Here is a 13,108-nt window from a genome sequence, read left to right on the forward strand (position 1 = left end):
CCACTGTCTGATAATAAAATCATTACAGACAATGGCTGCTTAACCTTGCAATAAGTACAGTTAGTATGACTACGTCAATACTTATTTAGGCAATAAAACTTTATCTATCACGTGCACGACACCGTTGTTGGCAGCAATATCAGTTTTTACAATATTGGTTGTACGACCGTTTTCATCTTTCAATTGGCCTTGATCCGTTACCATCAGTGTGTCTTTGCTAAGCATAGCGATCGCACCTGGCTGTACATCTTCAGCATATACTGGTGCAGCGCCGTTAATCACATGGTAGCCCAATATTTTGGTTAGCAATGGCTTGTTGGCAAACAATTGATCTTTTGTCATACCTGTTTCTTGCAATACTTGTGCAAATGCTTCATTAGTTGGTGCAAAGATAGTGAAATTAGCATTAGGATTAGACAGTGGTGCAGCGAAACCTGCTGCTTCTACTGCTTCAACCAGTAATGAGAAGTCAGCATTGCTTTGTGCAATCTGTACCACGTTCATATCCGATACAGCTTGGCTACTTGTAGGGGTTTGAGTTGACGCATCTTCACTGCTACTTGGTGTCATATTATTACAAGCACTCAGTCCTGCAATTGAAAGTGCCAATGTACCCATAGTAGCAATTTTAGTAAGTTTCATAGTCATATCCTTAAGTATTGATGATTGAGTATTCTCAAATGATGGTAATGTCATCTTAATGGTTAATTTGCATTTCGTAGACAACCATTACGTCGATGAAAAACGGCTTTAGTAAAAGCGATTAACACTCATTAGTAAGTATTACTTACGAAATGCTAATTCTTCTGAAATCAAATTAGCATCTCAAAAAAGTTTATCAAGATACCTTTACGCTGTTTTTGTAGTGGCGGTGTAAGTTCTGTCTGACTTTTAAGTGTCATGTTTGTCGTTAGTTTATACAAGCAAAGCTTTATGTAATCTTTGAGTGAATAATGATTCATTTATGCCTGTTTTTTTGTGCAACAAACTCTCATATCATATTCGAAATATAGACAGCATATTAAGGTATGTCCACAATCTAATCGGTAGTCATTTAGATAGGTTGAAAATAGCTAACTCTTACCAAACAGTGCCAAACGATGTCGAATAACTGACTAATAATTCGATATTATTTGCGCTATCTTGCTTGTTTGACTGCCATCTATCTCATTTCTATGACCATTTATAAAAATGAGGACATGCCCTAGAGATATTGCCAAAGCGGAATAAGCACGACACCATGTGATGTGTGATTTTCATGCTAAAATAGTGCTACTTTTTTATAAAAATCACACCCTACTTGTTATTCCTTCCTTTTATAACATTGACGATATAAGCAGCGTTCCTATGACCCAAGCAACCGACTCACAAACCGATGCAACTTCTAGCCCATCACAATCTGCCGATGACTTTATCCTGACGCCACCTGCCGTATTTCCTTATAAAGAGCAACAAATAACGGCACGGACGCGTATCACCGAACAAATGGCGTCGCGCATTTTGATGCTAGATGGAGCGATGGGTACACAGATTCAGACCTATAAACTAGAAGAAGCTGATTATCGTGGTGAGCGTTTTGCAAATATTAGCCAAGACGTACGCGGTAATAACGACCTGCTGGTGCTCTCACAACCACAGATGATTAAAGAGATTCATGATGATCATCTTGGTGCTGGTGCAGATATCATCGAAACCAATAGCTTTAATGGTACGCGCCTGTCGATGGCCGATTACGATATGCAATATCTGGTGCCTGAGCTAAACAAAGAAGCGGCCAGACTGGCACGCGAGGCGGCCGATGCCTTTACTGCAAAAACACCAGACAAGCCGCGTTTTGTCGCGGGTGTGGTTGGCCCCACTTCACGTACCTGCTCGATATCACCGGATGTCAATGATCCTGCGTTTCGTAACATTACCTTTGATGAGCTAGTACTTAACTACCGTGAAGCGACATTGGCATTGATTGAAGGTGGTGTTGACCTTATTCTAATCGAGACCATCTTTGATACGCTCAATGCCAAAGCAGCAATCTTTGCAATCACTGGCGTGTTTGACGATATTGGTTTTGAATTACCCATTATGATTTCGGGTACGATTACTGATGCATCAGGTCGCACGCTATCAGGGCAAACGGCTGAAGCGTTTTATAACTCGGTTCGTCATGCCAAACCTTTATCAGTTGGCTTCAACTGTGCACTTGGTGCCGATGCGCTGCGTCCGCATATCCAAACGTTATCTAATATCGCTGACACTTATGTCTCAGCCCATCCAAATGCTGGTCTGCCCAATGAGTTCGGTGAGTATGATGAAACGGCTGAAGAAACCGCAGCATTGCTAGAAGGCTTTGCAAAAGCAGGTATCTTAAACATCGTCGGCGGCTGCTGTGGTACTAGGCCAGAACACATCCGCCAAATCGCTAACATGGTAAAAAACTATGCACCGCGCGTGATTCCTGAAATCGCGCCTGCCTGCCGCTTGTCTGGACTTGAGCCATTTACCATCGATACTGATAGCTTGTTTGTCAATGTCGGTGAACGTACCAACGTGACAGGTTCTAAAAAGTTCTTACGCTTGATCAAAACCGAAGCCTATACCGAAGCACTTGATGTCGCCCGTGACCAAGTAGAAGGCGGCGCACAAATCGTCGACATTAATATGGATGAGGGCATGCTTGACTCCAAGCAGGCGATGATTCACTTTGTCAATCTCGTATCAGGTGAGCCAGACATCAGCCGTGTACCGCTGATGATTGACTCCTCTAAATGGGACATCATCGAAGAAGGGTTAAAGCGCACGCAGGGTAAATCTGTCGTCAACTCTATCTCACTCAAAGAAGGTCACGCTGAGTTCGTCGAAAAAGCCAAGCTATGTATGCGTTACGGTGCCGCCATTATCGTGATGGCCTTTGATGAAGATGGTCAGGCCGATACTTACGAGCGCAAAACTGAAATCTGCCAGCGCAGCTATGATGTACTGGTCAATGAAGTTGGCTTCCCATCTGAAGACATTATTTTTGACCCTAATATCTTTGCCGTCGCAACCGGCATCACCGAGCACAATAACTACGGTGCCGACTTTATTAATGCGACCAAATGGATCACTGAAAATCTGCCTAATGCCATGGTGTCGGGTGGTGTGTCTAACGTATCATTTAGTTTCCGTGGTAACCCAATCCGTGAAGCGATCAACTCGGTATTCTTATTTCACGCAATCAAAAACGGCCTGACCATGGGTATCGTCAACCCTGCCATGCTTGAGTTATATGATGATATCCCAAAGGAAGCACGTGACGCTATCGAAGACGTCATGCTCAACCACAATCAAGGCGAGACTGGTCAAGATGCGACCGAGCGCCTGATGACCATCGCTGAAAACTACCAAGATGGCGGTAAGAAAAAAGACAGTACAGTTGATATGAGCTGGCGTGAAGGTACAGTAGAAGAGCGTATCGCTCATGCTCTAGTCAAAGGCATTACTACCTTTATCGAAGCGGACACTAAAGAAGCGTGGGAGAAATACCCCAAGCCGCTAGAAGTCATCGAAGGCCCATTGATGGACGGTATGAATATCGTCGGTGATTTATTTGGTGCAGGTAAAATGTTCCTACCGCAAGTGGTCAAGTCTGCCCGCGTCATGAAGCAGTCAGTCGCTTGGCTCAACCCGTATATCGAAGCCGAAAAGGTCGAAGGCGAAGTCAAAGGTAAAATCCTCATGGCGACCGTCAAAGGCGACGTGCATGATATCGGTAAAAACATCGTGGGTGTGGTACTCGGCTGTAATGGCTACGACATCATTGACCTCGGCGTGATGGTACCCTGTGAGACTATCCTCGATACCGCGATCAAAGAAAAAGTCGATATCATCGGTCTGTCTGGTCTAATTACCCCAAGTCTCGATGAGATGGTCTATGTGGCCAAGCAAATGCAAGAGCGCGGCATGACCCTACCGCTTATGATTGGCGGTGCGACCACGTCTAAAGCACATACCGCGGTTAAGGTGGAGCCGCAATATCAAAACGATGGCGTCATCTATGTCACTGATGCCTCGCGCTCAGTCGGTGTAGTGACCAAGCTGCTCTCGAAAGAGCATCGTCAAGCGCTGATCGATGAGACCCGCGAAGAGTATACCAAGGTACGTGAGCGTCTGGCCAAGCGTAAACCAAAAGCGGCAAAAATCACCTATGCTGAGTCGATTAAAATGGGCTTTAAAGGTGACTGGGACAACTATGTGCCACCAGTGCCAAACAAACTAGGCCAAGTGATATTGGATGACTACCCCATCACTAACTTGCTTCCGTATATTGACTGGACGCCATTCTTTATCTCTTGGGGACTGGTAGGTAAATATCCAAAAATATTACAAGATGAGGTGGTCGGCGAAGCGGCTCGTGACCTGTTTAATAATGCCAATGAGCTGATGCAAAAGATGATTGATGAAAAATCAATCGTCGCTAAAGGGGTGTTTAAACTCATGCCCGCTCGCCGTACTGATGCAGATACCGTGACGGTCTATGATAATGCGCCTAATGATGGTGGCAGCCCAACCTATCAGTTCGAGCATTTACGTCAACAAAGCGATAAAGCCAGTGGCAAGCCGAACTTTAGCTTGGCTGACTTTATTTCGCCATCAGAGACACATACCGATCACTTAGGCGGTTTTACTGTCTCTATCGTCGGTACAGAAGCACTGGCTGAGCAATATAAAGTGGCAGGCGATGACTATAATGCCATTATGGTACAGGCACTGTCTGACCGCCTAGCAGAAGCATTCGCTGAGCATCTGCATGAGCTGATACGTAAAGAGTATTGGGGCTATCAACCAACCGAGTCACTCACCAATGATGAGATGATTAAGGAAAAATACGTCGGTATCCGCCCTGCCCCTGGTTACCCTGCTTGTCCTGAGCATACCGAAAAAGGCAAATTGTTTGATTGGCTCGGTACGGTCGATGCTATCGGTACAACGCTAACCGAAAGCTATGCGATGTGGCCTGCGTCATCGGTCAGCGGATTCTATTACTCTCATCCTGAGAGTGAGTACTTCAATGTCGGTAAGATCAGTCGTGACCAGTTAGAGAGTTATGCTGAGCGTAAAGGCTGGGATATGAAGACTGCTGAGAAGTGGTTAAATCCGAATTTGTAGTCGGTTGGCTAATTAACTTATAGAAACCTGATAGTGATTTTTTGGCTTACTCATTTAATATGAGTAAGCCATTTTTTATGGCACATCATTTATCTATCATCAGAAAACTTATCGCTACGTTCATGGAAAAATACTTTTATCATTTGCTGACAAGAACCATGCTAGATTATTGTCTATTCTATTAATTTTATTATTGTGGGTCAGGCTATGAATCAGATTGCATTACTTTCTAGTTGGATTGGCAAAACTTTTGCAATCTGGGCATTGGTCAGTGCTGTGTTGGGCTTTATATTTCCTACGTTCTTTGCCTCATTGGCTTTTTTGATTGTGCCGATACTTGGCATCATCATGTTCGGTATGGGCATGACACTCAAAACTGAAGATTTCCTAGAGATTGTCAAACGTCCCAAACCTGTACTAGTAGGACTGTTGGCACAGTTTACGCTCATGCCCTTGATCGCTTACCTATTAACCGTCATCTTTAACCTTGACCCTTTAATCGCGGTCGGTGTCATTTTGGTCGGGTGTTGTCCTGGTGGCACCTCTAGTAACGTAATTACGTTCTTAGCCAAAGGGGATGTTGCATTGAGTGTGGCGATCACTTCTATCTCTACTCTGCTTGCGCCTTTTTTGACGCCTATTCTATTAAATGTGTTTGCCGGTCAGCTGATCGACATTGACCTAGCCAGTATGATGATGACCATTACCAAAATTGTGATCTTGCCTATATTACTAGGTGTTATCTTTCATAAATTTTTAGGTAAAAAGACCGATTTCGTCACCGAGGTATTGCCGATGGTGTCGGTATTGGGTATCTCTATTATCATCGCGGCGGTGGTTGCCGTATCTAAAGCGACTATATTGGATAGCGGTGCTATCGTCTTTATCGTGGTTGCCTTACATAATATGCTGGGTTATAGCTTGGGATATGTGCTCGCGCGCTTGTCCGGATTTACGGAGAAACAACGTCGCGCGATTATGGTGGAAGTGGGTATGCAAAACTCTGGTCTAGGCGCTGCCCTTGCGGCAACTTATTTTAACCCTGTCGCTGCCTTACCTAGTGCAATATTTAGCGTATGGCATAATTTTAGTGGCGCACTGGTTGCGAATATTTTTGCCAAGAGAGATGCAAATTAGTCTGTAGTAAATGTATTCAAAATTATGGCTGTCTATAGGTATGTGATTATAAAAAATCACATACCTTTTTATTAGAGACAGTTTCCTATTGAATTTTAACTAAAATCACTGCCTTATACTTTCATTGCGTTGTACTTTCTTTGTCTTTGCCCCGACGACACCGTTCAGAACAATAAATCACCTGCTCCCAATCCTTTTCCCACTTCTTACGCCACGTAAACGGGCGCTGGCAGACGGGGCAGATTTTTTGAGGTAGGTTTACTTTTTTATGTGCCATTATTTGCTCCCATCTACTTTTGACTATTTGCGTTATAGTGAAATCTTACTTTTGATGTTCTACGCCTTCATACTTTTTTACCCGTCGGCATTGGTCTGAGCAATAAACCATATTGTCCCAGTTTTTATCCAGCTTCTTTGTCCAGCTAAACTCGCGCTCACAAACTGGACATTCTTTTTTGCGGACGTTCTTCTTTTTGTGCGCCATAGCTTTCTCATTGGTTTGTTTAAGATATCAGTTACTTGTCAACATAGCCTACTAAGCACAGTTACTAATCATAGTCATCAAATATTTTGTTTAGGCGATTGAGACTGTTGACGATCAGCTTGCCAGATTGATCAGTACTGGTATCAATCGCCAGCTTCTCATCCATACGCATTGTCAATGGCGCCAGTGCTTCTTTGAGAGCATTTGCCATCAGTGCAGTCTGCTGCTGCACATCAGGTATATCGCTCTCTACTAGCTGACTATCATTTACCTGATCATCATTATTGCCAACCAAGCTATCTGCCATTTTTTGCGACAGTTGCTCCACCGCATTGACCAGCTGCACCATGAGCTGTTTTTGTACATATTGATTTTGCTTGAGATGCTCGCCTTCGGCTTTATGATCATGCTTATAGATTTGTATCAGCTGGCTCATACTCTTCTCAAAGCCATTGTCGATGCTGTCGCTGACCACTTTGGCATTGTTCATGAGGCTATCGGCGAGGACTTTTTGTGCTTCTATCTGCACCTCCATCTGGGTGTCTAACTGCGCTTGTTGTCCTGCTTCGCGTAAGCGTGCGATTTTCTCTGGGTCATTTTTGGATAAATAGGTTTCAAACTGGCTACTGATGGCATTGAAACCACTGGCCAAGTCGACCAACTGCGCGACGATACGCGCACCTGTATCACCATCTTCACCGCCCATGGCTTTGTTACGTAAGAAGTCCGCTTTGATCTGCTCCCAGCGTGCTTTTTCTTCTTCGCTCAAGGTGCCGCGCATCTCACCAAGTTTGAGTAAGTTGCTCTCCGCGCCTTGGGTCAATAGCTGCGACTCGCCCAGATAGTGATCATCTATTAGCTGATTCAGCTCACTTTCATTCATGACCGCCGACAGCTTTTCGGTCATCTTATTCATATTACGATAACTGCCTTGCAGCTTAAATATCGGCTCAACACGGTATTTATCATCTTGTGAAGCAGAGGCAATATAGGCCTGATTGACGTCTAAAATAACCGATTGCACAGCAAACATATGACGCAAGATTGCGACAATTTCATTAATCTCTGAAGTACTATACGGATAGGTCAACTCGCTACTTTGTGCTTGGGCAAGGTTAGCATTGTCCGCTTTTGCCATTTTAATCAAACGATGTACATCGCTTAAATCACGGTTGGCCATTGGTGCAAGTACCGTATTAGAAGTCAGCGAGTTTTCGATATAACTGAGGGCAAACACCTCTTCCATACCGCTCATGATATCGCCTAAGTTGTAGATATCAGCACGGTTGGCTAGCATATCAGGCACTTTAAATGCCTCGCCGCTTTCGGTATATGGATTACCTGCCATAACCACGCAGAATTTTTTGCCACGCATGTCATAGGTTTTGGTTTTACCTTGCCAAACGCCATCGATACGGCGTGTGCCATCACCTAATGAGATGAATTTTTGCAAAAACTCCGCATGTGTATGCTGAATATCATCGAGATAGAGCATGACGTTATTGCCCATCTCAAAGGCTAAGTTAATTTTATTCAGCTCTTCTCGGGCAGTCGCATTGGGCGCTTTTTCGGGATCTAACGAGGTGACATCGTGACCGAGCGATGGACAGTTAATCTTCATAAAGATTAAGCCCAGACGGTTCGCCACGTACTCCATCAAGGTGGTTTTACCATACCCTGGTGGCGATATCATCATGAGAATACCCATCAAATCGGTACGCTTATCTTCACCGACCGTGCCCATCTGCTTAGCAAGGTTATCACCGATAAGTGGCAGATAGCTCTCATTAATCAGGCGGTTACGTACAAATGAGGACAACGGGCGCGGCATAAACTCGTCGAGTCGCAACGTCTCTTTTGAGTCATGCAGTATTTCTGAGCGCATGGCCAGATAACGTCTATAAGCAGGAATGACTTGAGTATCATGATGGTGTAGACGATTGAGAAAGTCATCAACGGCAAAGGTTAAGGTCTGCTGATGAATACGTCCATGCTCACCCAGCAAGTTATTGACTTGTATTTCAAGCGACACCTTGCCCGTACTACGCTCAAAGCTTTGCACTTGATTGAGCGGATTATTGATACTGGTCAGTGACGTGACCGATGACATCGTCGACGAGGTGATTGAAGAAAATGACAAAGCAGATGGTGCGGCATTCGCACCTTGATTATCTATTTTTTTACTACCTTGCCCTTTATTAAAAGCCCCTTTATCAAAGCTGATACCTGAGTCAATAAGGCGCTGCACCAAAGCTTCACGTTGGGCATCGTTCAATTGAGTGAGTAACACAGCAATCGCCTCTGGCACATAGTGACGGCCACTCTCTAGCTGCTGCTTGCGTAGCGCTTCTTTTTCTGCGATTTCGGCCAACTGCGCTTCACTGAGCTCGCCGTCTTCATCGGTACCATCCGCTGTTGCATTGGCCGAGTCAGTATTACCGTAAGTCTTATCAAGTAACGCATGAAACCATGTGGTCAATAGCTCATAGGCTGATTTTGGCTGAAAGCCAAGCTTGCCGATTGAAGATTGTAATTGATCAAAACTGGCAGTCGCTTGCATACTAGCTGATGAAGCGCTTAGCGTTTGGCTTAGCTGCTCACACAACTGCTGCGCTTGTTGACTGGTTTGCCAGTGTATTTTATGCGTACTGGCATTAGGGGTAACGGCTTGCATTGACTGCCCAATGACACTAACCAGATACTCACAGGCCAGTTGCACATAGCCTAGTTTAAAGATACTAGCACTGTGATCGTCACTTATATTTTCATCTGTGTCTACAGTTGACTCTTTAACAACTTCATCACTACTGTCATCGTTATAGGTGCTCACAAAATCACGCATCACTTGAGCCATGTCTTCGACCAATAGCGATTTAGCCTTATCACTACCCAATGCGCGGCGTAGCTGCTCGGCAGTCGCGGCTCGATCTGTCCAGTTACTCGCGCGCGTTAGCACAGATTCACTCAGCCAAGCGTCATAACCGAACTGACGTAAGCTGTCTAAGCCAAGCGCTTGTACGATATTTAGCTGCCAATAAAACAACTGCGCCAATGCTCGTACTTGCGGGGTATAGATCAGCAGCCCTGCTTCACGTAGCGTCGGCAATATCTGCATCAGTAATAACGTCGCATCATGATCATGAATGCCTTTGTCATAACCTAGCTGATAGCGAGGGGTGGCGTATGCTTTGACCAATTTGGACAACGGACTGTCATTATCAATATCACCATTAACATCGAGGGTAATAATGGTCGCATCGTATGCTTGATATAGACGCTCTTCGGTTAAGCCGTCCTGACTATTTTTGGCACTCTCAATGATGCTGTAGGCCAAATACTCAGCGCGGTATACTTTGTCAGACTCAGAAGCGATATTCATGTCCCAATACGGGCGCAAGGTGTTCAGCTCAGCATTGTTAAGCACTTCATAATAGTCTGTGCCCGTTAGATGCAGGTTTAATACACGTGTGCCATCTGACTGCTGACGGCTCAATAAAGTCAAATCCAATGGCTGAGTATTGACCGAAAAGCGGTGCTTGCCTAGTTTGATGATCTGACCACCATCTTCAAACAAATCCGACTTATCTTTTAGACTCTTATAACTCTCGATTTGAATGGCTTTTAGGCGAGCGTCGATGTCATCTGCTTTGACGCTAAAGTCCATCACTTGTAACTCTTTTGCGATGTTGCGGACTTTTTGTACCAAACTATCAGCCGCAAAATACGTATTGAGCGCTTCTTCCTCGATAAATCCTGTGACGCCAGTGCTTTGTGTCCGCTTCTTGATACTTTCGAGCATTCGCAGCGCGCCATCACCTAAGTTTTGCGCTTTACGGTTACGAGCATCGAGCAATTGCTGCTTGTGATTTTCAAAGGTCTCGTAAATCTCTTCACGCTTACTGATGATATCGGCTAAAAACTGATCGCCGCTGTTGGTCTCTGGATCAGCGAACTGGCTTTCTAATTCTTCTAACTGTACTAGCAACTTTGCCATTTGCTCATCTGATTTCTCAGGGGTATTGGCAATAGATAACGCATTGGCAATCGACTGCCCAAACAGCTTAAACTGCGCACCAAATTGCGCCACAGCCTCAGCCGAGCCTAAGTTTTTACGCTTATGATTAAGCTTGGCTTTGCTCTGGTTTAGGCTGGCATAAATGGTCGATATGTCGTCGATAATTTGCGTACGCACCGTGGCATCGGCTACATCCAGTGTGCCTAGCAGCTCAGTTAGTAGATCCAAACCTTGCGCGGTCTCATCGATTTTCTCTAGTACTGGCTTTAGCTCCGCATTGGTTTCAGCGGTATTTAAGCGCTCACTGACATCGACCAATATGCCTTCGTAGCTTGATAGCGCCTCTTCACCACTCAAAAACAGCACGGTCTTTTCAGCCAGTTCGCTCTCGGCTTCTTCTAACTGCGTCTGCAATGCTTGTAACTTATCAGCATCTAAATAACGCAAATCCTCCAAACTAACCAAGCGGCCTTTTTGGCGTCTTAATGCGGACAACTGATCGACATAATCACTGGCAGACTCAAAGCTAGTGATGCGTATCTGCCGCAAAATCTCACTTTGCTGCGTATCGGCATCGCTTAATGCGGTTTGGGTTTGCTTTTGGATGCTTTGTACTTTAGCGAACTCGTCAATGACCAACTCAGCCGTGGCCGTCACTTCTTTAATACTGCTGGCGACTTCGCTCAGCTCAGGCTCAGACAACCAGTAATAACTGTCAAAGAGGCGGCTGGTATTATTGGTCAGCTCTTCATAGAGCTTTTGTGACACGCTTTGATTATCAATGAGGCGTGTGATGCTATATAGATCCGAGATGCCGCGTACCAATTCTTTATTACCAATTTTGCCATAAAAACTGGTGCTCTCAGGCAACTCACTCACATACTCGTGTGAGGCATAAGGCGTGTGCCATATCTGCATCGGATGAATGCGAGATGGCTCGCTTTGGTCGCTAAACAGCACCAAACGCCCATCCTCTGCCAGCGCCATACCGTTACAGTAAATAGGGTTTGCCAATTGCTTTTTAATCAAGTTATAAGGAAACAGACCCGTGACGCCCAAGTCTCTGTCATAGAATAAGAATAGAACGTCTTCTCCATTTGGCGATACAATCTTATGCTTAAACCGCAGGTCGGTAGCGCCAACATTATTTGCTTCAAACAGCTTATACTCACCAGTCTGTAGGTAATAACCACCCGGAAACATAATGCCATGGTCTTCTGGTAGCTGGACACACGACTGTCCAATCGCATCCAACCGCATAACCGCTTCGGTCAAAGTATTATAAACAAAATAACGGTAGTCCTCTTCGCGGTAAGGCAATATTTTGAGCAGTATTAGACTGCCGACTTTGGCATAAGCAATCTCAGCATCAGTCAGCGATTGGGTGCGATCATTGACCGGTTCGCTATAAATCCCCTGGCCTGACTGCGTATTGTCCTCAATCTTGATGGTCAGATCGCCACCGACCGTTTCCACAAATATCGTATCCAAGATATTCATATGTGGATATTTGCCATTGATCATTTGATCACGGGTGGTTTCAATCCAGTCGAAATCATAAGCAGGCGGCAGCTCGATATCACGCTCGCCTCGATTATCCACATAAGCGACTTGCGCCGACTCTGGCGTATCTTGACTAAAATCTAGCGCGAAACGGAACACTCGAATATCAGTGATGCGCTCACCAATCTGAAACGCCAACAGTAGCTTGCTGTCTTTCACTGTTATTTGAATCAGGCGCGTTTGCTTGTAATATCGATATAGCTCATTGAAGTCTTGGACAAAGGCGTCTTGATCTAAAAAAGTACCCTTTAAATCGACTTCTTCGAGCTGATATTCTTCTTCGTTACCAGCTGGCTCGCTCAGACGATATAGCGACAATACGTCCTTGATATTGCTCGCACGCTTGAGTCCCATAAAAACGTTGTAGCCAAATAACAGATAATCACCAACCTGCACCATATCCTGCGCCACACAGTTGTGCTCGGTACGAATACGAGTACGGGCGATGACTTGCATCTGGGTGCTGCCAAACTCTTCGAGACGCGCATTATTTAGCGTCGCGGTCTGTTGCTCTAAGCGGCTGCCTTGCTCCGTTAGACGTTTTTTGATGAGCTCATAAGCATTGCCTGAAGCAACTGCCTGATCGGTTTGGTTTGCTTGATTAGCATTATTATTATCATTGCTATTATCGTTGCTATCTGAGTTCTTTGAAGTTTGCGCATCCGCCATCGTTACTCGTCCGTTTTTGTTTTTACATAATATAGTCAATCCTTTATAAAAGAGCTACAGCGTTAACCTCGTTTGAAGTATCATATATACATCTGCAC

At 44.9% G+C, this 13,108-nt stretch carries 6 protein-coding genes; 2 read left to right on the forward strand and 4 right to left on the reverse strand.

Features of this window, described 5'->3' with window-relative positions:
• Positions 1–81 precede the first annotated feature (81 nt).
• A complete protein-coding gene (locus tag ACT3QN_RS12540; RefSeq protein ID WP_444527854.1) occupies positions 82–642 on the reverse strand; it encodes a fasciclin domain-containing protein in 561 nt (186 codons plus the stop codon).
• Between the two features lie 813 nt (positions 643–1,455).
• On the opposite strand from ACT3QN_RS12540, the gene metH reads away from it, so the two are divergent.
• Together metH and ACT3QN_RS12550 are read left to right on the forward strand one after the other, a co-directional pair.
• The gene (gene metH / locus ACT3QN_RS12545; RefSeq protein ID WP_444529278.1) at positions 1,456–5,142 is read left to right on the forward strand and encodes a methionine synthase; all 3,687 of its coding nucleotides are present in this window, start codon (positions 1,456–1,458) and stop codon (positions 5,140–5,142) included.
• 207 nt (positions 5,143–5,349) lie between these two features.
• Complete coding sequence (locus tag ACT3QN_RS12550; RefSeq protein WP_444529261.1) at positions 5,350–6,279, forward strand: bile acid:sodium symporter family protein; 930 nt, start codon at positions 5,350–5,352, stop codon at positions 6,277–6,279.
• Positions 6,280–6,400: 121 nt separating this feature from the next.
• Here ACT3QN_RS12550 and ACT3QN_RS12555 read toward each other — a convergent pair whose 3' ends face one another.
• The 3 genes from ACT3QN_RS12555 to ACT3QN_RS12565 form a co-directional block, all read right to left on the reverse strand.
• Entirely contained in the window at positions 6,401–6,556 is a 156-nt protein-coding gene (locus ACT3QN_RS12555) for a DUF2256 domain-containing protein (protein ID WP_444523666.1), read from the reverse strand.
• 45 nt (positions 6,557–6,601) lie between these two features.
• The gene (locus ACT3QN_RS12560) at positions 6,602–6,763 is read right to left on the reverse strand and encodes a DUF2256 domain-containing protein (protein ID WP_444523689.1); all 162 of its coding nucleotides are present in this window, start codon (positions 6,761–6,763) and stop codon (positions 6,602–6,604) included.
• Positions 6,764–6,827: 64 nt separating this feature from the next.
• A complete protein-coding gene (locus tag ACT3QN_RS12565; RefSeq protein WP_444529262.1) occupies positions 6,828–13,010 on the reverse strand; it encodes a DNA repair ATPase in 6,183 nt (2,060 codons plus the stop codon).
• Positions 13,011–13,108 lie beyond the last annotated feature (98 nt).

This window comes from Psychrobacter sp. AOP7-C1-14, from assembly GCF_052376135.1.
In the GTDB taxonomy this organism is placed as follows: domain Bacteria; phylum Pseudomonadota; class Gammaproteobacteria; order Pseudomonadales; family Moraxellaceae; genus Psychrobacter.

Bases quoted from the DNA above. Each gene is read 5' to 3' on its own strand.
- ACT3QN_RS12540 (WP_444527854.1), bottom strand. From the start codon at position 642: ATGAAACTTACTAAAATTGCTACTATGGGTACATTGGCACTTTCAATT.
- ACT3QN_RS12550 (WP_444529261.1), top strand. From the start codon at position 5,350: ATGAATCAGATTGCATTACTTTCTAGTTGGATTGGCAAAACTTTTGCA.
- ACT3QN_RS12555 (WP_444523666.1), bottom strand. From the start codon at position 6,556: ATGGCACATAAAAAAGTAAACCTACCTCAAAAAATCTGCCCCGTCTGC.
- ACT3QN_RS12560 (WP_444523689.1), bottom strand. From the start codon at position 6,763: ATGGCGCACAAAAAGAAGAACGTCCGCAAAAAAGAATGTCCAGTTTGT.
- ACT3QN_RS12565 (WP_444529262.1), bottom strand. From the start codon at position 13,010: ATGGCGGATGCGCAAACTTCAAAGAACTCAGATAGCAACGATAATAGC.